Here is a 20,847-nt window from a genome sequence, read left to right on the forward strand (position 1 = left end):
TCAGACGTGGCCGGGTGGTTAATTTTCATTCGTTCGCGTGGAATATTAACGATTTCATCAGTTTTTAACAGGAATAAGTACAGGATATGATCTAATAATGTTAATGGTTGTTTAGTGTCTCTGATGTTAATCATAAATAAAATAATGCAATAAATCTGTCAGGATCTGATCTTCATCCCTTTTGCTCGCTTTGTTCACCAGGAAAAACATCATGATGATAAAACCCCCTGTTGGTATGGATAATGAACAAAGCGCAATTAACTTTTTTATTGTGCGCCCTAAGCGGCGTGTCAGTGAATGCGGTCTTTTCCGCACCCTTACCCAAAGCAGAATTTAACTGGCGCGCAGCGCCGACCGAAGAACAGATTGCCAGCTTAACGCTGCGCGACGCCATTCTCCGGGCCTTCGCCCGTAATCCGAAAATCTCGGAAGCGGCGGCACAGATCCACGTTGGCGAGGGCGATCTTGATGCCGCCCGCAGCGCCTGGTATCCGCAGATCTCACTACAGGGTGCGGCGGGCCGCTCCCATCAGGCTGACTCCGCCGGGAGCCTCAACAACAATGGCTCCGGCGGTATCACGCTTAGCCAGCTGCTCTACGACTTTGGGCGTACCGGCAGCGCCATCGATGAACAGCATGCACTGTCAGAGGCTTATCGCTTCGGCCTGTTCGACTCCATGACCACCGTGGCGGAAGATACGCTGCAGGCCTACCTCGAAGTCAAACGCTACCAGGCGCTGGCAGACATCGCGCACACTAATATCGCTTCACTGCAGCGGGTGCGGGATATCGCGAAACTGCGCGCCGATGCGGGGCTCAACTCACAGTCAGACGTGCTGCAGGCGGAAACCCGCATCGCCGCAATGCAGGCCACGCTTGAGCAGTATCGCGCCCAGCTGCGCTCCGCTACCGCCCAACTCACTGTACTGACCGGCGTGGTGCCCGCCACACTGCCAGAACTGCCCCAGGAACTCCTGAAACAGCAGATCACCCTCGACAAAATTGCCTATGAAAGCAGCGCGGCGGTGCGCAGCGCACAGTCTAAACAGGAGGCCGCCCGTGAACGGGTACGCCAGGCACAGTCCGGTCACTGGCCAACCATCAAAGTGCAGGCGGGTCGGACCCGCTATGAAAACGATCGCCAGTCTTACTGGGATGATGAAGTGCAGCTGCAGGTGGAAGCGCCGCTCTATCAGGGTGGCATGGTCAATGCCAAAACTGAATCAGCGGAGGGCGACCGTGAGGCAGCGCAGGCTGCGGTACAGCAAGCCAAACTCGCCATTAATCAGAACGCCTCAACCGCCTATGCCGACATGATTGGCGCGCAGCAACGGCAGGCTGCCGGGGAAGTGCAGCTGGCCAGCGCCGACCATACCCGCAATGTCTATGCCGATGAATATCGCCTGAGCAAGCGCAGCCTGAACGATCTGCTGAGTGTAGAACAGGATGTTTTTCAGGCTGACAGCTCACGTATCACCGCGCTTTACGATGGCTGGGACGCCACCGTGCGCTATGCCGCCGCAGTAGACAATCTGCTCGATATCATGGGTATCGATCGCCAGCAAAGCAGCGGCGACCTCCTTCCTTCGCTGCAATAGCGATAAGGCAAAAATCATGAGTACGTTAACCCTGAACACCGATAACTGGATTGCGGCCATGCTGCGCGTCGCCGCGCGATTCGGTAAGCCTGCCGATGGCAAAACCCTGCGTCAGCAGATGCGCTGGTTTGAACATCTGCCGGTGTCACAGCAGCTGGAGCGGCTCTCCGGCCTGCTGGGACTGCATCTGACCATGGTGCCGCAGAACAAACTGCGCTGGCGTCAGGAGATCACGCCGGTGGTGCTGGTGCTGGAAAATGCCAGCGTAGCGGTGCTGGAGAATATCGATGCGGACGGCAGCGCGCGTTACTGGCTCAGTGAAGGCGGCGATGTGGTGCGTGAAAGCGCCTTATCGGAGCTGCTGACACGTGCTCAGGGCGATGTCGGCGTGATTGGGGTGGCGGCGCGTGGCCGTGATGCACGCATCGACGAATTCATTCAGCCTTATGAGCCACACTGGTTCTGGAAAAACTTTCGCGGCATGGGGCGACGTATCACCGAGATCTCACTGGCGTCGGTGATCGGTAATGTGCTGGCACTGGCCGGAATTCTTTTTTCGATGCAGGTCTACGATCGGGTGATTCCGGCGCAGTCACAGTCCACGCTGTGGGTGCTGTTTGTCGGGGTACTGATCGCTGCGGCGATTGAATATCTTATCCGGCTGATGCGAACCCAGGTCTCAGACTTAATGGGTAAACGCATCGACCTGAAAGTTTCCGCCATGCTGTTTGCCCGGGCGATGAGCATCCGTAATGAGGCGCGGCCGAAATCGACCGGCTCATTTATCTCGCAGCTGCGTGAGATCGACCAGGTGCGCGAGTTGCTGACCTCGACCACGGTCGGTGCCGCGGCCGATCTGCCGTTTGTTATCCTGTTCCTGTTCATCATGTCGTTTATAGGCGGCTGGCTGGTGCTGATTCCGCTGGCGGCGATCCCGCTGATCGTCATTCCGGGTCTGCTGGTTCAGATTCCCATGGCGCGGCTGGCTAAAGAGGGGCTGCGTGAGGGCGCGCTGCGTAATGCGGTACTGGTGGAGACTATTGAAGGCATTGAGGATATCAAGGCACTTCAGGCTGAACCCTATTTCCAGCGTCAGTGGGAGCAGACGCATGAAGTCAGCGCCGCCATCAGCAATCAGCAGCGGTTGTGGGGCGCGCGCCTTACCGGCTGGGCATCGACGGTGCAGCAGCTCACCTATGCAGGGATGCTGGTGTTTGGGGTTTACCTGGTGCTCGATTCACAAATCACCACCGGTACGCTGGTCGCCTGTAGTCTGCTCTCATCCCGCACTATCGCTCCACTGATGCAGCTGACCATGGTCTTCTCACGCTGGCAGCACGCCAAAATGGCGATGAAAGGGCTGGATGAGTTGCTGAAAAAGCCGCTCGATCAACCTGAAGCCGCCACGCTGGCGCACTGTCCGACGCTCACCGGCCAGTACGATCTGCGCAATGTGCATTACAGCTATGACGAAGAGAATGAAAAGAATGTGCTCAACGTGCAGCAGCTGCAGATCAAGCCCGGCGAGAAGATTGCCATTCTGGGTAAGGTCGGGGCAGGGAAGTCGACCTTGCTGAAGATTCTTGCCGGTCAGGCACAGGCCAGTCAGGGCAAGGTGATTGTTGATGGTGTCGATATTGAGCGTATCGATCCCACTGATCTACGCCGTCAGCTCGGGTGGCTGTCGCATGACTCCCGCCTCTTCTTTGGCACGCTGCGGCAGAACCTGATGCTGGGCAATCCCCATGCCAGCGAACAGGAGATGCTGCAGGCGCTGCGTATCAGCGGTGCACTGTCGCTGATCCAGCAGGACGCCGCCATCCTGGATCGTATTATCAATGAAGGCGGTCGCGGGCTCTCTGGCGGGCAACGTCAGATGGTGATGCTGAGCCGGTTGATCCTGCGTCAGCCGCAGGTGGTGCTGCTGGATGAACCCACTGCGGCAATGGATGAACAGCTGGAGGAGCATGTGATTCGTCAGCTGCAGGGCTGGATCAGCGGCCGGACGCTGGTGCTGGTGACGCACCGTCCGGCACTGCTGAAAATGGTCGATCGTATTGTGGTGATGGATAACGGGCGCATTGTCGCTGATGGTCCGCGCGACGAGATCCTGCGCCGCGCGACTGCACCTGCTACGGCAGGTAAAGGAGATGTGGCATGAGTCTGGTGATTGTTGATAAAGATCTTGCCCGTCATGAGCGCCGGACATCGGCGATTATCTGGCTCTGCACCGCCGCGCTGGCGATATTTCTGATCTGGGCGCACTTTGCCATTCTGGATGAGGTCACAGTTGGCACCGGTAAAGTGACGCCCTCCAGCCGCGCGCAGGTGATCGACAGCCTGGATGGCGGCATCGTCAAACAGCTTAATGTGCATGAAGGTGACATTGTTGAGAAAGGGCAGGTGCTGGCGACCCTCGATCCAACGCGCTTCCAGTCCAACTTTGGTGAGGCGCAGGCTAAAGTGCGCACGCTTCGCGCCTCGTCCGAGCGACTGGAGGCGGAGCTGTCGGGCACGCCGCTGAAGTTCAGTGCCGAAACGCTGAAGGAGCCGAACCTGGTTACGCGCGAGCGGCAGCTCTATGAGTCGCGACGTCGTAATCTCACCGAAACCATCAGTAACCTGCAGCAGTCGCTGAAACTGGTGCAGGATGAGCTGCGGCTCACCGAACCGCTGGTGGCGAAAGGCGCGGCAGGGCAGGTTGAGGTGATCCGTTTGCGTCGTCAGGTCAGCGATCTGCGTGGCAAAATCGACGAGGCGCGCAATGACTATCTGGTGCGCGCTCACGAAGAGCAGGTGAAAAACAATGCGGAACTGGATGCGCAGTTGCAGGTTGCCGCAGGCAAAGAGGATCAGCTGACGCGCGCGACGCTCTACTCGCCGGTGCGCGGCATCGTCAAAGACATTCAGGTCACCACGGTGGGTGGCGTACTGGAGCCGGGCGGTAAACTGATGGAAATCGTGCCGCTGGAGGATCAACTGCTGATTGAGACGCGTATCAATCCACGCGATATCGCCTGGATTCGGCCCGGACTGGCCGCCACCGTGAAAGTCACCGCCTATGACTCCTCTATCTATGGCGATCTGCACGGCGAAGTGGAAACGGTGTCGCCAGACACGCTGCAGGATGAGGTGAAACGTGATCAATATTACTATCGTGTCTACGTTCGTACCCAGAAAGCCGAGCTGACCAACCGCGCTGGCCGAAAATTCCCGATTGTGCCCGGAATGGTGGCCAATGTGGAGATTAAAACCGGTCAGAAATCCGTCATGGATTACCTGATTAAACCACTGAATAAAGTCAAAGAATCGCTGCGCGAGCGCTGAAAATGCGGCCCAGCTGAGAGGCTTATTTGCTTAATTACGGTGATAAATTAACATGGCGAATATTCAGACTATCCGGGCACAAAGTGTGCGCAATTTAACAAACTGTGCGGAAGCAGAGTGAAGTTAATTTAACCGGATTAAAAATGTTTACGAAGATATAGTGCGATGGCAAATGACAGGCAAAAAAATGCCGGACAGATTGTCCGGCGGGAAATAATAAGTTGTACATCTCATTCGGGGAGAATGAAGGTAATAATGGAATAAATGATGATAGCGGGGTCTATTCTATTACCAGATGTCGTATAAGTTTTATCATTCAGTGCTTCGGAATGCTCTGATGTAAGTTGTTGATAACAAAGATATCGGAAGGGGTGTATCAATTTGTGCGGTTTTTTTTACCGATCTGTGCTGGTTATTAGTTCCCCGCTATTTACATTATGAAATAACTGTTTCGATGGATGAAACAGTTTTGGAAATTTAGTAGCATTTTCCTGGTGGATTATTACCCGCTATAAAACAACAATGACCTGCCGGCTGAATTTTTAATCATTCAGTTAGCAGTGGCAAATTATAAAGGCATATAACAGAGGGTAATAAAATGAAACGTCGCGTTCTCTCCCTGATGATTCCTGCACTGCTGGTTGCAACAGGATCAGCAAACGCAGCTGAAATCTATAACAAAGACGGCAACAAATTAGATCTCTTCGGTAAAGTTGACGGCCTGCACTACTTCTCTGACAACAGCAGTTCCGACGGCGACCAGTCATACGTTCGCTTCGGCTTCAAAGGCGAAACAGAAATCAGCAATCAGCTGACCGGTTACGGCCAGTGGGAATACCAGGCAGCACTGAACAACTCTGAAGACCAGGGGACAGCAGACAGCTTTACCCGTGTTGGGTTCGCCGGTGTGAAATTTGGTGATGCGGGATCCTTCGACTATGGTCGTAACTACGGCGTAGCCTATGACATCGGCGCATGGACTGATGTGCTGCCTGAGTTCGGCGGCGATACCTATGGCGCGGATAACTTCATGTATCAGCGCGGTAACGGCATGGCGACCTACCGTAACAACAATTTCTTCGGTCTGGTGGATGGCTGGAACTTCGCAGTCCAGTATCAGGGCAAGAATGGCAACAGCAGCGAGTCACCGAATGGCCGTGACGTGCTGGGCCAGAACGGCGACGGCTGGGGTCTGAGCACGACCTATGATCTGGGTTCAGGCTTCGGCATTGGTGCGGCAACCTTCCAGTCTGACCGTACCAACGACCAGAACAGCGAAACATCAGGTATCCTCGGCCATGGCGATAAAGCGGCAGTGTATACTGGCGGTCTGAAATATGACGCGAACAACGTCTATCTGGCAGCGATGTACTCACGCTCCTTCAACGCAACCCGCTTCGGCAGCACCGACTCTTCAGCGTTTGGTTATGCGGATAAAGCGGACAACTGGGAACTGGTTGCGCAGTATCAATTCGACTTTGGTCTGCGTCCATCTCTGGCGTACGTGACCTCACGTGGCACCGATGTTCAGAACTGGGGCACACAGAATCTGAAAAAATATATCGATGTTGGCGCGACGTATTACTTCAACAAAAACATGTCTACCTATGTTGATTACCAGATCAACCTGCTGGACGACAACGCCTTCACCGACGCGGCCGGTATCAATACCGACGACGTGGTGGGTGTAGGCCTGGTTTACCAGTTCTAAGTGATAAGGGAGCGCAGTTACGGCTGCGCTCCTGCGTTATCTTCCGGGCTAAACGCGTCAGCCTTTGGCCACTTCGTTGCTTCCGGCGCCGTTGTTTCTGATGACATAACGCTGCCAAACCGCGCGCCTTCAAATGCCACGCCTGCCAGAGTGAAAGCTGAAAAGCTCAACCAGTGATGCCATGCTGACTGCCACTTCTGTGAATTTTTCATTCTGCACCTCTCAGAGATAAACACTGTTTCAACAGTGCAGAATTCATGCCAGCTTTACCGCTCTCACAGCCACAGGCATTACGCCCGTTTTGATACACTTGCCGCGCACGTCAGGGAGCGATTGCCCCAATCAGGTGCAGTTAAGCCCGTTACTGGCGCGGCCGGGAAGGGGTCATGTGACGATGACGACGCTGTTCGACAACTTTATAACTGCCGTAAACAAACAGACCCAGGGCAACGACCAGAATCGCATAGATCATCTGTAGCTCCTTACTTTGATTAATGTTAATCCCCTGTCGCGAGGCGGGATCAGGATAGATGACCGGGGAATGCTCTCGTGATTCAGTAAAATATTCAACTCTATTTAAGCGAATTTACCCAAACTTTATGCTTTGTAGTGGCTATTAATAAAGTGTTACAGGCGAGGAATGATGAGTTATAAGATTAATCTGCTGTTTATGTCGTTTTTATTGCTGGTCGTAGCGGGCTGTGATCAATCAGCACCGACAACGCCGATGGTGCTGGAAGGAAAAACCATGGGCACTGTCTGGCGGGTGAGCCTGGCGGGTGTTGAGAGTGAGCGTAAAGCGGCCTTACAGCAGCGGATTCAGCAGCAGCTGGACGCGGATGATGCTGAGCTCTCCACCTGGAAGCCGGACTCTGCGTTATCGCGCTTTAACCAGAGCCGTGACCTGTCACCGCAGCCGGTGAGTGAAAACATGGCGGACATTGTTACGACCTCGCTGCGGATTGGCCGTAAAACCGGCGGGGCGATGGACATTACCGTCGGTCCACTGGTTAATTTATGGGGCTTTGGCCCGACGAAACAGCCCATCCATACACCGGATGCAGCCGAAATTGCCGCCGCCCGTGCGCAGACCGGATTGCAGCATCTGAGAGTGCTGCAGGGTGCGGATGGACAATGGTTGCAGAAAGATTTGCCAGAGCTCTATGTCGATCTCTCGACGGTGGGTGAGGGCTTTGCCACCGATCATCTGGCACGGCTGATGGAGCAGCTCGGTATCAACAACTATCTGGTGTCAGTCGGCGGTGCCGTACTGAGCCGGGGTCTTAATGCGCAACAGCAGCCGTGGCGGGTGGCGATCCAGAAACCCACCGATCAGGAGAATGCGGTGCAGGCACGCGTGAGTCTGCAGGGACACGGTATCAGTACATCCGGCAGCTATCGCAACTATTATGAACTGGACGGCAAGCGCATTTCTCATGTGATCGATCCCGTTACCGGACGACCCATTGAGCATAAACTGGTTTCTGCCACGGTGATTGCCACCACGGCGCTGGAAGCCGATGGCTGGGACACCGGACTGATGGTGCTCGGCACCGAGAAAGCCAAAGCGCTGGCAATTGAACAGCATCTGGCGGTCTATCTGATCAGCAAGCAGGGCGATAAATTTGTCAGCTGGATGTCGCCGCAGTTTGCTGCTTTTCTGATTCCCGCTGAATCCGGAGAACCCTGATGTTAGATCTTTTTAGTGAAGAGCAACCCTGGCAGGAGCCGCTGGCGGAGGGGGCCGTTATCCTGCGGCGCCGCGCACGTGATGACGCAGAGGCGCTGTATCAGCAGATACTGGCGATTGCGGAACAGAACCCCTTTGCCCATCGCATCACGCCCGGCGGCCATCGCATGTCGGTGGCGATGACCAACTGCGGCGATTTTGGCTGGTCGGTGGATTCACGCGGTTACAATTATCAGCAGCAGGATAACCTCAATGGCCGCAAATGGCCGCCCATGCCACCGCTGTTTCGCGAGCTGGCGCAGCAGGCCGCGGCGGAGGCGGGCTTTCCTGGCTTTAATCCGGATGCCTGCCTGCTTAACCGCTATGAGCCGGGCGCGAAGCTGACGCTGCATCAGGATAAAGATGAGAAAGACCTGCACCAGCCCATCGTTTCGGTGTCGCTGGGTCTGCCGGCCGTGTTTCAGTTCGGCGGCTTCGAACGGGGTGACAGCACCCAGCGTGTGCTGCTTGAGCATGGCGATATTGTGGTGTGGGGCGGGCCGTCGCGCCTGCGTTACCACGGCATTCTGCCGCTTAAGCCAGGGGTGCATCCGCTGGCCGGTGCCTGGCGTTATAACCTGACATTTCGTCGCGCCTTTTAACCCACCACGGCAGTCACGGCGTGGTGAGAATAACTATTGCTATCATTTGGCATCCCATTACACTGCAGGCTGTTTTTTAGCTGATGGGTTGGATTGCCTGCATGACGTTGTTAAGCGTTGTTTTCCGCCAGTTTCGCTGGCCTTTTATCGGGGTCATTGCCCTGACGTTGTTAAGCGCCGTGCTGGGTATCGGCATGATCGCCTTTATCAACCGCGAAATGATTGTCGCCATCAACACCTCATTCGCGGTGCTGCCGCAGTTCCTGTTGCAGCTGGTGGTGCTGATGGCGGTGACGCTGGCTTCGCAGCTGGCACTGACAATGCTCGGGCATCAGTTTGTCTGGCGACTGCGTGGCGAGTTCATCAAGCGAATCCTTGATAGCCGGGTTGAACGCATCGAGCAACTCGGCAGTGCACAACTGCTGGCGGGACTGACCAGCGACGTGCGGGCAATTACGCTGGCTTTTGTGCGCCTGCCGGAGCTGTTTCAGGGCGTTATCATTACTCTCGGCTCAGCCATCTATCTCGCGTGGCTGTCACCAAAAATGCTGCTGGTGACGAGTGTCTGGCTGGGTGTGACGCTGGTGGGCGGCTGGATGCTGGTCTCGCGGGTTTACCAGCACATGGCAAAGTTGCGCGAAATCGAAGACAACCTCTATCGTGATTACCAGACGGTGATTGAGGGGCGTAAAGAGTTACAGCTTAACCGCTCACGTGCACAACAGGTCTATGACACGGTTTATCAGGAAGATGCCCGCGCCTGGCGTCACCATATTGTGCGTGCCGATACTTATCATCTGAGTGCGGTCAACTGGTCAAATATCATGACCCTGGGCGCTATCGGCATGGTCTTTTTCATGGCTAACAGCCTGGGCTGGGCCAATACTGCTGTGGCCGCGACTTTCTCCCTGACGCTGCTGTTCTTACGCACGCCGCTGCTTTCTGCTGTGGGCGCGTTACCCACGTTACTCAGCGCCCAGGTCGCATTCCGTAAGCTCAACGCCTTTGACCTCGCGCCTTATCAGTCAGGGTTTCACGCGCCATCGGCGGCGTCAGACTGGCAAACCCTGGAGTTGCGCGACGTCTCTTTTCACTATGGTGACAACGGCTTCCAGGTCGGGCCGATTAACCTGACGCTGCGCCGGGGCGAACTGGTGTTTCTGATTGGTGGCAACGGCAGCGGAAAATCGACGCTGGCGATGCTGCTGACCGGGCTGTATCAACCGCAGTCCGGCACGCTGCTGCTGGATGGTAAAGCGATCACGGCAGAGGAGCTGGATGTCTGGCGCAGTCAGTTCTCCGCGGTCTTTACCGACCTGCATCTGTTTGACCGGTTAATCGGGCGGGAAGGCGTGGTCGCCAATCCGGCGCTGGTGCAGCAGTGGCTGGAGAGGCTGAAGATGCAGGACAAGCTGAAGATTGAAGGCAATAAAGTGCTCAATCTGCGGCTCTCAAAAGGACAGAGTAAGCGACTGGCACTGTTACTGGCGGTGGCAGAAGAACGCGATGTGCTGCTACTGGATGAGTGGGCGGCAGATCAGGACCCACATTTCCGACGCATCTTCTATCGTGAGCTGCTGCCGTGGCTGCAGCAGGCGGGTAAAACGGTGTTTGCTATCAGCCATGACGATCACTACTTCATTCATGCCGATCGGCTGCTGGAGATGCGCGAAGGCCAGTTGACGGAGTTGACCGGTAATGAACGCGACCTCGCCACGCTCGACTCGGTTAAACGCACCGATACCGGGCTTTGACGGCAGATGGCAACACTCAGCAGCTACCGCGTTAAGTGTCGTGCAGGTCGCTGAACACGGTGTTAACACTTCTGTAAGCATCTGCAGCAGGCAACCGTGCTGACTGAACAATCTATTGGCAGGTGTGCCTCATATGCACTACATCAAGGATAACAGCCCTGTACGGCAGGTCATCTGCAGTGAAGTCGATGCGTTAAAGTTTGCCTCCTGCCAGCGCAGGAGGCAGCGGATTAGTGGGCGAAATGTTGATCAAGCGGTGCGCTGAACCAGCGATTGTTCAGCACGTTTTTGATGACAATATTTTTGTCTGCTGCTGACAGGGCGTTGTCCTGTTCAATGCGGGTGAGAATATCGTTATAGCTATAAGTCTTATTGCTCATGTAAATAATAGCTTTCTGCTTGTTAGCATCCATCACCAGCAGTGATTCCCCCGCTGCGGCATTTTCCGGCGTCCATTTCTTCCATTCCGGAAGGGTCTGATCGTTGGGTGACCCTGTTGCCAGGAAGTTTTTAATGTAGGAATTAAAAGATTCACCTAATGCCTGAGAGCCTTTTAGCTTCAGCGCATCCTGCGTAAATTCAGCATACTTATTTTTATCCCAAAAAGGCATAAACACGCCGTGGAAAGAACCGATGGCCGATAACTTATCACCTGTAACAAACGCATCCGTGCCATAACGGAACTCCATCCCATACAGCGGCGCGTTATAATTTTTATACATGCGCTCAGCAGACTGGTTAACATTAAACAGGCTGTATAGCAGCCCGCCATAATAATTTGCAAAGGTGTATTTATTCAGCAGCGCGGTATTATTTTTAAGCGAACCGTCTTTCACCTGTGTTGCAAACAGGGGGTCGTTACGGGCGAAGAAAGAAAACTCCTGTTGTCCTGTGGCCATGATGGCGGGGACGGCATTATAATTTTTGGTCTCAAAGCCATCCTTCGGGATCACCACACCATCGCGGTAGAGATGCGGGAATTGATTCATGCGGATTCCCGCATCGCCAAAAAGCATTGCCAGATCTGCCGCCGGAAGCTGATAGAGAAAATGACGTACCTCTGGTGAGCCCGACAGGAGCCAGCTTTTCGCCGCGCCTGCATCCGGTTTAATGCCCTGTTTAACGACCAGAGGTGCCACTCTTTGCGCGAAGATGCTTTCTGCTTCATGTTTGTCAGAGGTGGTCATGCCACCACTGAAAACGATGGCTTTGTTGAAAGTATTTTTAAAAAGGGGCGATATAAGCATCGCCATCACGTCTCTGCCACCCGCTGAAAATCCGGAAACGGTAATATTATTTCTGTCACCCCCAAAAGCCGGAATATTGTCTTTGATCCACGAAAGCGATTGTTTGATGTCGAGTAAGCTGTAATTCCCGGAGTCATCCAGCGGGTTGCCATCGTTCAGCGCTTTCAATGGGTTAAAGCCGAGTGCGCCAAGACGGTAGTTTACGGTGACAATCACGGCATTGTATTTTTCAGCGATAAACGCCGGCGCGAACTCAGTGGAACTGCCCAGCTGATTATTGCCACCATGAATATAGACCAGCACCGGAAGTGGTGTGCTGCTCTCTGTCAGGCGATAGATATTGAGATTCAGGCAATCCTCATGACCTTTGGCTCCGTCCGGGGAAACCTGGATACAGTCCGTAGCGGGCCGGGTCGCATCGAAAACGGTTTGCCATGCGTCAGGGGAAATCGGTTTTTTCCAGCGCAGTTCCCCGACCGGTGCTTTTGCATAAGGAATACCGGTCCAGGACAGCGTGTTTTGATGCTCTGTGCCTTTGACTTTGCCTGACTGCGTCGTAATTTCAGGGGAGATCGTTTGTGCAGTGGCTGATGAGGCAAGCAAAAAGAGTAAAAAAGTAGGGGACAATCTGAACAGAGAATTTTTCATGCGTACCTTGTTCCAGGGAAATATTTCTTATACCTGAAGTGTCGCAATACCCACTCATGTCTGGCTCACAAAACAGCACAAATCCAGCCATTATCGCGTGTTACTCTTTTTTAGTGGTGGAATATGCCTGTGGCTGGCGGAACGCATCGACCCTGTTGTGCCTCTGCTTATTGTGAATTCTGCTTTAGTGGTGGTCGCAAATCACAAGGTGTCAGGCCAGGAAAAAACATACTGGCATTCTGTTTAGAATGCTTTTTTAAAGCCGATGCTTAATCAGCGTGATCACCTGATTATCGCGCCACATAAACTCCGCCTCCAGTAACGTCCCCATCGCAAAACAGTCACCGAAGTCCTGAGCCAGTTGCAGCGTCGCGCGCTGCTGCGCGAAATCTACCGACACCAGTGCAGCATCCAGAAAATCCATCGGCTGATGCAGTTGTGGCCACAGCGCTTTATAAAGGCTCTCTTTGAGGGAGAAGAGCAGAGTCGCGGCAGTGCTGAAGGAGACGGGCAGCGTCTGCAACAGTTGCTGTTCCGGCTTATTCATCAACAGCTCTGCCGTTTCCTGCGCCGTCGTCTCTGACATCAACTGCTCAACATCGACGCCAACCGCACAGGGTTGCCGGGTTGCCGCTACCACGAGCACACCGGCACTGTGCGACAGCGACGCCTGAACGCCAGCAGGCCAGCAGGGGGAGCGATCGGGTGCGTTGGTCAGGATGAAATCGGCAATGCCCAGCTCTGTCATTACCGACCGGACCAGTAAACGGCTGGCGAGGTATTCAGCACGCCGTTTAGTGACAGCCTGCTGCAGTCGGGCAGGTAAGGGAATACCCCATTCGACAGCCAGCACGTCATGATACTTTTGCGGGTCAAAGCGACTCACCGCCAGCAAATAATCGCTGTGGTTCAGGTGGCTGGAAAGAATAAAGCCGCCTGGAACAGGCGGCAGCGGCAGGTCGGGATAGCGCATGCGAAACCATTTAAGCCAAAAAGGCATTAAATCAGGCACGATGCATCAGGGCAAGCAGCCCGCCGTAATCAGTCGTTGGGAGGAATGGCAAAACTCTTCAGAGAAACAACAAAATGGTGGTGACCCCTGCTGATGCGTGCACCCCGGTCGCACCAGTGGCTCGCCAGACGAAAGAAGTCGTCGCTACCAATGTCATACGCCAGTTCCACTTTGCTAATGCCTGAATGCAGTAAAGCTTCCGCATCTTTCAGGCTTTTCGCTTTGATCGCCATAAAAATTATCCGTCAATTTCTGGGGAGTTTAGAGTAGGCAATTTCTGTGACATTTTTGTTTCAGTTTGATGAAAAGACGCGACTAATGGCCGATTTTGTGAGACGGATCAGTTTCTGGTGCCCGCGTTAACCTGCTGATTGTAAGAGAAATGTTAACTGCTACATGGGCCAATTCTGAATGTTACGCAGGAGAGAGTGGGCAGAGAGAACAGAAACAGAAAGGCCGCGTCATACGCGGCCCTGTGGGTTACTTCTGGTCTGGCGGGGAAGGTTGCTTATCGCCGGACTCGGGTGCTTCGGATGGATCATCTTTTTCGATTAATGTCATGAACTCTCCTCTTGTTACCCACACGCTGTTAAGTATAGAACGCTTTGGAGGAGATGTGATGAAAGTTATGTTTTGATGACAGAAACGAAAAAAGCAGCCTTTTGGGCTGCTTTTCAGGGAATTTGGTCGGCACGAGAGGATTTGAACCTCCGACCCCGGACACCCCATGACCGTGCGCTACCAGGCTGCGCTACGTGCCGAACACTGGAGGATTAGTCTACTGGTTATCGTCATGAATGCAAGATGCCTGCCGACTATTTGCCTGATAATTAATCAGTTAGCGATAAACCGCTTCTCCTCGGTCAGGACCTGCAACAGCAACGCCAGCTCTGGCTTGTGATCTTTCAGCGCGTTGCCCTGTGCATCATAAGCGCGATAGCTGCCGTTGTTGTTGAGCACCAGCGTCACCTGCGGCGTGGTAATCACCAGCTTATTCTCTTCACTGCTCGCCACCCAGTCATGACGGCGACGTGCAGCAAACAAATCTTCACCCTGTGAATAGTTCACCGGATTGGTCCGCACATGCAGCAGTCGCTGCATCAGCGTTGCCATTACATCCTGATGATCAGAGAGCCGATCAACAGTTTGCGCCGGTGTATCAGGCCAGTGAATCACCAGTGGCACCTGCAGCGTCTGACGGTTTCCGGCGCTGTCAGGATCGCCATCCAGTGCCAGACCACGCTGCGCCGTAATCACTACGACGGTGTTCTTCAGCAAATCACGCGCCTGCAGGCTGCTTAGCACGGCGCTAATCTGTTCATCAACAGCAGGTGCCTGACGCAGATAACTGCGCTGACGCGCTTTGCTGTTGTCGCCGGTGACATCAGGCCCGTTCAGAGCAATCCATGAGAACCACGGCGCCTGCGAAGCCTTCTGTTTCTCCAGCCAGTTCTGCCATTGCGCCACGGTGCTGGCGTTGGGCTGGCTGGCTGTCGCAGGCAGTGAATAGTCGGTCAGCAGCGCCTGACGGTAGAGCGGCGGATTAAAGCCTTCCGAGGAGAACAGGCCAAATTGATAACCCTGAGTACTCAGCGCCCCCAGCAGTGCCGACGGTGTTCGTGATGCCAGAATACCGTTCATGTAACTGGAGGAGATGCCATAGAACAGGCCAAACAACCCTTTCTCAGGCGTATCACCGGCGCTGTAATGCTGGGTAAAACGCACGTTTTCGCTGGCGAACTGATTAAGCTGCGGCAGCGCTTTGGCAAGCGTAGCATTGTTGAGACCATCAACAGTCAGCACCAGCAGGTTGTTACGGGTGCCAGCATCGCGGAAGGTGATATCGCTCAGCGGATACTCTACCGCCACCGCTTCCGGATCGCCCTGCTGAATCAACCGGCGCTGATACTCCTGCGCATCCAGCAGACCGTGACGCTCAAGGAAGCGACGGGCCGTCATCGGATAGGAGAGCGGCAGATTGGCACGCTGCATGGTAATCGGGCGATAGAAGTTGGCATCGGCCCAGATATACATCAGGTGGCTGGCGAAGAAGGCGCTGATAAACAGAGCGGCGACAGGTTTACCAAATGAGCGGCGATTCAGGCTGCGCAGCTTCTGCCAGCTCCAGGTCGCAAACAGCATCTCGACCAGGAATATCAGCGGCACGCTGATAAACATCAGCTGCCAGTCGCGCGCCATCTCGCTCTGGTCAGGGTTAATGACCAGCTCCCACACCACAGGATTGAGGTGCAGGTGGAAACGGCTGAACACCGCACTGTCGACCATTATCAGCGTCAGTCCGGCAGTGGCGACCACCGCGGTTAACACCCGCATCAGCCGTTGCGACATCACCACAAAGGTCAGCGGGAAGATAATCAGCAGATAGGCAGCGAAAACGACAAAACTAAAGTGGCCAACCCAGCTGGTATAGGCGTAGATGCGCCCCGCCAGCGAAGAAGGCCAGTCGGCGACCAACAGGTAGCGACTGCCTAAAATCAGCGCGAATAAGATGTTAAACAGAGCAAACCAGTGCCCCCAACTGATCATCTGGGAGACTTTTTCGCGGTAGCGCTGCCGGTTGGTTACCATATTATGAAATCAAATCAGCCAATTAATGGGCGTTATCGTCACGCACTGATGCCTGAAGGGCATCGGCGAAAGAACGTGCCAGTGAACGACGTTGCGCCGGAGCGACATCGCTGTTAATTAAGTTGGTCACCATATTTCCCAGAACCATCAGGGAGAGATCGGTGGGGGCCTTGTCCTTGTGCAGGATTTGGGCCATTTCCGCGAGGAGTTGTTCCACGCGTTCGTCACTGTAACGGGATGATTGTGCCATATCGTCGTCTAAGCTCATTTCAAAAGGCGATATATTACCGGAATAGCGCACTTTTTACCGCAATTTTATCGAAAGCAGCACGTTCGCTTCACGCATAGAGTTGAAAGCCGATGCTGGCGGTGTTTGAATACGCGCCTGTGCTAAAAGGAGAGTCTACCATGAGTCTGGATATCGACCAGATTGCCCTGCATCAGTTAATTAAACGCGATGAAAACCAGCTTGAACTGGCGCTGCGCGATTCACTGCTGCCTGCCACCAACACGGTTAACGCGATGGTGGAGGAGTTACACCGGGTTTACAGCGCAAAAAGCAAAGCCTATGGCCTGTTCAATGCAGAAAGTGAACTGGCAGAAGCGCTGCGTAATTGTCGTAAGGGCAACGATGATTTTCTCGCTTTTAGCCGTGCTGCAACCGGTCGTCTGCGCGACGAGCTGGCCAAATATCCGTTCGCTGAAGGTGGCGTGGTGCTGTTTATTCACTATCGCTATCTGGCGGTGGAATATCTGCTGATTGCGGTGCTGAACAGCCAGTCCAGTATGCGCGTCAATGAGCAGATGGATATCAGCAGCACCCATTATCTCGACATCAATCATGCGGACATCGTGGCGCGGATTGATTTAACCGAGTGGGAAACCAACCCGGAATCGACCCGTTACCTGACCTTCCTGCGCGGTCGCGTCGGACGTAAAGTGGCTGACTTCTTTATGGACTTCCTGGGTGCCGAAGTGGGATTAGACACGAAGGCGCAGAACCGCGGTCTGTTGCAGGCCGTTGATGACTACTGTAACGAATCCGAACTGGATAAGCAGGAACGGCAGAACTATCGCCAGCAGGTTTACAGCTACTGCAACGAACAGTTGCAGGCGGGCGAGGAAATCGCGCTGGAAGATCTGTCGAGCGAGCTGCCCCCACTGGGCGAAAAAACCTTCCAGGCCTTTACCCAGGAGCAGGGCTACGAGCTGGAAGAGAGCTTCCCGGCGGATCGCAGTACGCTGCGTCAGCTGACGAAGTTTGCCGGCAGCGGCGGGGGACTGACCCTGAATTTTGATGCGATGTTACTGGGCGAGCGCATTTTCTGGGATCCGGCCACGGACACCCTGACGATTAAGGGCACACCACCCAATCTGCGCGACCAGCTTCAGCGCCATACCAGCAGCAAATAAAAAAAGCCGGGCTTAGCCCGGCTTCTGTTCTCTGACACGTCGATTATCTCTGTGTATCAGGGACAAAATAAAAGGGCCGGTTTCGCAACCGGCCCTTTTACATTTCAACGTAATTCGCGATTAAGCGCGAACGAAGTCGATGTGGAACAGTTTTGGCTTGAACGGGTGACGCTGAACAGCCTGAACTTTCACTTTAGTTTCTTTGCCGTCAACTGACAGGGTCAGAACTTCGTCGTAGAAACCTGGCTTAGATTGCAGGTTCATTACTGAGTCGTGATCCAGATCGATGGCAACAGCCGCTTCAGAACCACCGTAGATGATGGCCGGGAAACGGTTTGCTGTACGCAGGCGGCGGCTCGCACCCTTACCCTGCTCTTTACGTTCTACTGCATTGATAGTGAGCATTAATATATCTCTTTATTTAAATCCTGCTACAGGCGACCCAGTAACAGGCAGGTTATTCAATACCGCTAATGCACATGCAAAAGCGGGCGGCAGTATAGCCGTTATGCCGGGTGGTAGCAAACGATATACCCGCTCGCCGGGTTCAGCATCCGGTCAGCCCTGCCAGGCATCACGTATTAACGCAGCTCATTGGCGCGGCGATAGCGGCCCTGATAATCGAACATTTTCTCGCGTATCTGCCAGAACTGGCCTTTGGCCCGCGCCACCACAAAATCGGGATGACGCAGCAGCGGCTGGAGTGCCAGGACATCAGCGGCGGTCTGCCAGCCCAGCGGCACGCCGGGGGCGCGCTGATGGGGACGCATAAAGAGCTGTTCAAACGCCTTACGCTGGGCTGGCGTCTGCAGACGAAAGCGTTCGCTGACACTGGTGCCTTCCTCATCAAAATAGGTTGCCTTCAGCCATTCCCCTTTGGCGTCATGTCCCTGTTCCAGCGTCATGCCACCACAGCGCAGCACCAGTGCGTCTTTCAGTTTCAGCGCCGCTTTCAGCATATCGTCCGGATCGACCAGAATTTTGTCGCACTGGTGACAACGTCGGGCGGCAATATCATTCTCTGCGCCGCAGTCGGGGCAACTTTTAAACCGGAAGCGGAAATCACACTGTTCGCGCTCACCTTCGTCATCTTCCAGTACGCCCTGACAGCGTCGGCCAAAATGCTCGATCACCATGCCATCTTCGGTCGCCTTGCCCCAGAAGGTGTTGGCGAAACCGCAGGCGGGACAGAAAACCTGAACCGGCTGATTGTCGCTGGCCCCTTTGGGGGCGCCAACTTCGGGCGTAAAGAGATCGTGCGGATTACCCGCGTAATCGAGGATCAGGCAGTCGGTTTTACCCGGTGAGAGCCGCAGGCCGCGTCCGACGATCTGCTGATAGAGGCTGACCGACTCGGTCGGGCGCAGGATTGCAATCAGGTCAACGTGCGGTGCATCAAACCCGGTGGTCAGCACCGCCACGTTCACCAGGAATTTCAGCTGCTGCGCCTTAAATGCCAGAATCAGGGCATCGCGCTCTCTGGCTGGCGTTTCGGCCGAGACCAGCGCGCTGTTTTCTGGCAGCAGCCGCAGGATTTCACGCGCATGCTCCACCGTAGAAGCGAAAATCATCACGCCCAGCCGATCTTCAGCAAACTCCACGATCTGGCGGATAATATGGGGCGTCACGCGCTGCTGCTGTTTCAGTTCACGGTTCAGATCGGCTTCGCTGAACAGGCCGTTAGACTGTGCCGTGAGACGGCTGAAGTCATACTGCACCACCGGCATATCCAGTCGTTCCGGCGGCACCAGAAACTGATGCTTGATCATGTAGCGCAGTGGCAGTTCATAAATACAGTCGCGAAACAGCGATTTTTCATCGCCACGCACCATGCCGTGATAGTGGAACTGATAAATCCAGCCTTTACCCAGACGGAACGGCGTAGCGGTCAGTCCCAGTAAACGCAGTTGCGGATTGTGCTGACGCAGATGATGAAAGATCTGCTGATACTGACTCTCTTTATCATCGCCAATGCGGTGACACTCATCGACAATCACCAGCGAGAAGGCGCTGTCGAACTGGTCGAGGTTACGCGCCACTGATTGCACGCTGCCAAACACCACTTTGCGCTGACTCTCTTTGCGCTGAAGTCCGGCAGCAAAGATATCCGCCTCCAGCCCGTAAGCCTGATATTTACTGTGGTTCTGCGCCACCAGCTCTTTGACGTGCGCCAGCACCAGCACCCGGCCACGGGCCAGACGGGCCAGCTCGGCAATCACCAGACTCTTTCCGGCACCGGTTGGCAGCACAATGACGGCAGGTTCCTGATGGCGACGAAAATGCGCCACGGTGGCATTCACCGCATCCTGTTGATAGGGGCGTAAGGTAAAAGACATGTTGCTCACTTTTATATAACTGGCGGCAATTATGCCATGAAAGTGCGGTAAACGCGCTGTCAGGCTGGCGCGGATCACGTTATACTTCCCGCACATTTTCAACGGTTAACCAGGCCGTTTCAGATTCCCTCCGCAGTAACAGGCAAAACGAATTCATGCGACTCGACAAATTCATCTCTCAGCAACTGGAAATCAGCCGCGCCATCGCTCATCGCGAGATCCGTGGCCAGCGTGTCACCGTTAACGGGGAAGTTGTACGCGATACCGCGTTCAAACTGCTGCCCGACCACGAAGTCGTCTATGACGGCAACGTACTGCAGATGCAGACCGGTCCTCGCTACTTTATGCTGAACAAACCGCAGGGTTACGTCTGCTCAACCGACGATCCCGATCATCCCACCATCATCTATTTCATCGAAGAGCCGATGTCATTCAAACTGCACGCGGCAGGGCGTCTGGATATTGACACCACCGGACTGGTTCTGCTGACAGATGATGGCCAGTGGTCACACCGCATTACCTCTCCACGTCATCACTGCGAGAAAACCTATCGTGTCACCCTGGAATCGCCAGTCAGTGACGATACGGCCGCGCAGTTTACAGCGGGCGTGCAGCTGCACAATGAGAAGAGCCTGACGAAACCGGCACAGCTGGAGGTGATTACCCCCACAGATGTGCGGCTGACACTGAGCGAAGGTCGTTACCACCAGGTGAAACGGATGTTTGCAGCCGTCAGCAATCGGGTCATTGAGCTGCATCGTGAACGCATCGGTGACATCGTGCTGGACGAAGATCTGGAACCGGGCGAATACCGTGCGCTGACAGAAGACGAGATCGCCAGTATTGGTCTGCCGAAAGAGCTGCAGACAAAATAACCGGGC

At 54.6% G+C, this 20,847-nt stretch carries 17 protein-coding genes and 1 tRNA gene; 9 read left to right on the top strand and 9 right to left on the bottom strand.

Annotated features, from left to right (window positions below):
• The first annotated feature begins 242 nt into the window (after positions 1–242).
• The 4 genes from P2R09_RS08735 (at position 243) to ompC (ending at position 6,636) form a co-directional block, all read left to right on the top strand.
• Positions 243–1,598, top strand: coding sequence for a TolC family outer membrane protein (locus P2R09_RS08735; protein WP_275768833.1), 1,356 nt, complete (start codon positions 243–245; stop codon positions 1,596–1,598).
• A gap of 16 nt (positions 1,599–1,614) precedes the next feature.
• Entirely contained in the window at positions 1,615–3,759 is a 2,145-nt protein-coding gene (locus tag P2R09_RS08740) for a type I secretion system permease/ATPase (RefSeq protein ID WP_275768835.1), read from the top strand.
• Positions 3,756–4,925 (top strand): HlyD family efflux transporter periplasmic adaptor subunit, encoded by a 1,170-nt coding sequence (locus tag P2R09_RS08745; RefSeq protein WP_008926127.1) that lies wholly within the window; start codon positions 3,756–3,758, stop codon positions 4,923–4,925. Before P2R09_RS08740 ends, P2R09_RS08745 begins: the two co-directional genes overlap by 4 nt.
• Before the next feature lie 598 nt (positions 4,926–5,523).
• Positions 5,524–6,636, top strand: a complete 1,113-nt coding sequence (gene ompC / locus P2R09_RS08750; RefSeq protein ID WP_275768838.1) for a porin OmpC — start codon at positions 5,524–5,526, stop codon at positions 6,634–6,636.
• A 361-nt stretch (positions 6,637–6,997) separates the two neighbouring features.
• On the opposite strand, the gene P2R09_RS08755 is transcribed toward ompC, so the two are convergent.
• A complete protein-coding gene (locus P2R09_RS08755; RefSeq protein WP_008926126.1) occupies positions 6,998–7,108 on the bottom strand; it encodes a hypothetical protein in 111 nt (36 codons plus the stop codon).
• A 168-nt stretch (positions 7,109–7,276) separates the two neighbouring features.
• Here P2R09_RS08755 and apbE point away from each other — a divergent pair, with 168 nt between their 5' ends.
• From apbE to P2R09_RS08770, 3 genes are all read left to right on the top strand, one after another.
• Entirely contained in the window at positions 7,277–8,326 is a 1,050-nt protein-coding gene (apbE, locus tag P2R09_RS08760; protein WP_275768841.1) for an FAD:protein FMN transferase ApbE, read from the top strand.
• Complete coding sequence (alkB, locus tag P2R09_RS08765) at positions 8,326–8,967, top strand: DNA oxidative demethylase AlkB (RefSeq protein ID WP_275768843.1); 642 nt, start codon at positions 8,326–8,328, stop codon at positions 8,965–8,967. The genes apbE and alkB overlap by 1 nt, the downstream gene beginning before the upstream one ends.
• A 101-nt stretch (positions 8,968–9,068) precedes the next feature.
• Complete coding sequence (locus P2R09_RS08770) at positions 9,069–10,721, top strand: multidrug ABC transporter permease/ATP-binding protein (RefSeq protein ID WP_275768845.1); 1,653 nt, start codon at positions 9,069–9,071, stop codon at positions 10,719–10,721.
• 230 nt (positions 10,722–10,951) lie between these two features.
• Here P2R09_RS08770 and P2R09_RS08775 read toward each other — a convergent pair whose 3' ends face one another.
• The 6 genes from P2R09_RS08775 to P2R09_RS08800 all read right to left on the bottom strand — a co-directional run bounded on the left by P2R09_RS08775 (position 10,952) and on the right by P2R09_RS08800 (position 16,467).
• Positions 10,952–12,616 (bottom strand): carboxylesterase family protein, encoded by a 1,665-nt coding sequence (locus tag P2R09_RS08775; RefSeq protein WP_275768847.1) that lies wholly within the window; start codon positions 12,614–12,616, stop codon positions 10,952–10,954.
• A 256-nt stretch (positions 12,617–12,872) separates the two neighbouring features.
• Positions 12,873–13,589, bottom strand: a complete 717-nt coding sequence (locus P2R09_RS08780; protein WP_275768849.1) for a 4'-phosphopantetheinyl transferase superfamily protein — start codon at positions 13,587–13,589, stop codon at positions 12,873–12,875.
• Between the two features lie 68 nt (positions 13,590–13,657).
• The gene (locus P2R09_RS08785) at positions 13,658–13,861 is read right to left on the bottom strand and encodes a hypothetical protein (protein ID WP_003854174.1); all 204 of its coding nucleotides are present in this window, start codon (positions 13,859–13,861) and stop codon (positions 13,658–13,660) included.
• A gap of 451 nt (positions 13,862–14,312) precedes the next feature.
• Positions 14,313–14,389 (bottom strand) — tRNA-Pro (locus tag P2R09_RS08790).
• A gap of 73 nt (positions 14,390–14,462) precedes the next feature.
• Positions 14,463–16,217 carry an LPS biosynthesis-modulating metalloenzyme YejM gene (gene yejM / locus P2R09_RS08795; protein WP_275768854.1) on the bottom strand — a complete coding sequence of 585 codons (1,755 nt, stop codon included), beginning with the start codon at positions 16,215–16,217 and terminating at the stop codon, positions 14,463–14,465.
• A gap of 22 nt (positions 16,218–16,239) precedes the next feature.
• A complete protein-coding gene (locus tag P2R09_RS08800; RefSeq protein ID WP_010248348.1) occupies positions 16,240–16,467 on the bottom strand; it encodes a YejL family protein in 228 nt (75 codons plus the stop codon).
• Between the two features lie 158 nt (positions 16,468–16,625).
• Between P2R09_RS08800 and yejK the strand changes: the two genes are divergently transcribed.
• Complete coding sequence (gene yejK / locus P2R09_RS08805; RefSeq protein ID WP_275768858.1) at positions 16,626–17,630, top strand: nucleoid-associated protein YejK; 1,005 nt, start codon at positions 16,626–16,628, stop codon at positions 17,628–17,630.
• 120 nt (positions 17,631–17,750) lie between these two features.
• On the opposite strand, the gene rplY is transcribed toward yejK, so the two are convergent.
• A complete protein-coding gene (rplY, locus tag P2R09_RS08810) occupies positions 17,751–18,035 on the bottom strand; it encodes a 50S ribosomal protein L25 (protein WP_003854168.1) in 285 nt (94 codons plus the stop codon).
• A gap of 176 nt (positions 18,036–18,211) precedes the next feature.
• On the bottom strand, positions 18,212–19,966 hold the full coding sequence (locus P2R09_RS08815; RefSeq protein WP_275768862.1) for a DEAD/DEAH box helicase family protein: 1,755 nt from the start codon (positions 19,964–19,966) through the stop codon (positions 18,212–18,214).
• 155 nt (positions 19,967–20,121) lie between these two features.
• Here P2R09_RS08815 and rsuA point away from each other — a divergent pair, with 155 nt between their 5' ends.
• Positions 20,122–20,841, top strand: coding sequence for a 16S rRNA pseudouridine(516) synthase RsuA (rsuA, locus tag P2R09_RS08820; protein ID WP_275768864.1), 720 nt, complete (start codon positions 20,122–20,124; stop codon positions 20,839–20,841).
• The last annotated feature ends 6 nt before the right edge of the window (positions 20,842–20,847 follow it).

Source organism: Pantoea sp. Cr_R13 (assembly GCF_029222565.1).
GTDB classification, from domain to species: domain Bacteria; phylum Pseudomonadota; class Gammaproteobacteria; order Enterobacterales; family Enterobacteriaceae; genus Pantoea; species Pantoea eucalypti.

What these genes read in the sequence shown, in the direction of transcription:
- P2R09_RS08735 (WP_275768833.1), top strand. Translation starts at nt 243, where the DNA reads ATGAACAAAGCGCAATTAACTTTTTTATTGTGCGCCCTAAGCGGCGTG.
- P2R09_RS08740 (WP_275768835.1), top strand. Translation starts at nt 1,615, where the DNA reads ATGAGTACGTTAACCCTGAACACCGATAACTGGATTGCGGCCATGCTG.
- P2R09_RS08745 (WP_008926127.1), top strand. Translation starts at nt 3,756, where the DNA reads ATGAGTCTGGTGATTGTTGATAAAGATCTTGCCCGTCATGAGCGCCGG.
- ompC (WP_275768838.1), top strand. Translation starts at nt 5,524, where the DNA reads ATGAAACGTCGCGTTCTCTCCCTGATGATTCCTGCACTGCTGGTTGCA.
- P2R09_RS08755 (WP_008926126.1), bottom strand. Translation starts at nt 7,108, where the DNA reads ATGATCTATGCGATTCTGGTCGTTGCCCTGGGTCTGTTTGTTTACGGC.
- apbE (WP_275768841.1), top strand. Translation starts at nt 7,277, where the DNA reads ATGATGAGTTATAAGATTAATCTGCTGTTTATGTCGTTTTTATTGCTG.
- alkB (WP_275768843.1), top strand. Translation starts at nt 8,326, where the DNA reads ATGTTAGATCTTTTTAGTGAAGAGCAACCCTGGCAGGAGCCGCTGGCG.
- P2R09_RS08770 (WP_275768845.1), top strand. Translation starts at nt 9,069, where the DNA reads ATGACGTTGTTAAGCGTTGTTTTCCGCCAGTTTCGCTGGCCTTTTATC.
- P2R09_RS08775 (WP_275768847.1), bottom strand. Translation starts at nt 12,616, where the DNA reads ATGAAAAATTCTCTGTTCAGATTGTCCCCTACTTTTTTACTCTTTTTG.
- P2R09_RS08780 (WP_275768849.1), bottom strand. Translation starts at nt 13,589, where the DNA reads ATGCGCTATCCCGACCTGCCGCTGCCGCCTGTTCCAGGCGGCTTTATT.
- P2R09_RS08785 (WP_003854174.1), bottom strand. Translation starts at nt 13,861, where the DNA reads ATGGCGATCAAAGCGAAAAGCCTGAAAGATGCGGAAGCTTTACTGCAT.
- yejM (WP_275768854.1), bottom strand. Translation starts at nt 16,217, where the DNA reads ATGGTAACCAACCGGCAGCGCTACCGCGAAAAAGTCTCCCAGATGATC.
- P2R09_RS08800 (WP_010248348.1), bottom strand. Translation starts at nt 16,467, where the DNA reads ATGGCACAATCATCCCGTTACAGTGACGAACGCGTGGAACAACTCCTC.
- yejK (WP_275768858.1), top strand. Translation starts at nt 16,626, where the DNA reads ATGAGTCTGGATATCGACCAGATTGCCCTGCATCAGTTAATTAAACGC.
- rplY (WP_003854168.1), bottom strand. Translation starts at nt 18,035, where the DNA reads ATGCTCACTATCAATGCAGTAGAACGTAAAGAGCAGGGTAAGGGTGCG.
- P2R09_RS08815 (WP_275768862.1), bottom strand. Translation starts at nt 19,966, where the DNA reads ATGTCTTTTACCTTACGCCCCTATCAACAGGATGCGGTGAATGCCACC.
- rsuA (WP_275768864.1), top strand. Translation starts at nt 20,122, where the DNA reads ATGCGACTCGACAAATTCATCTCTCAGCAACTGGAAATCAGCCGCGCC.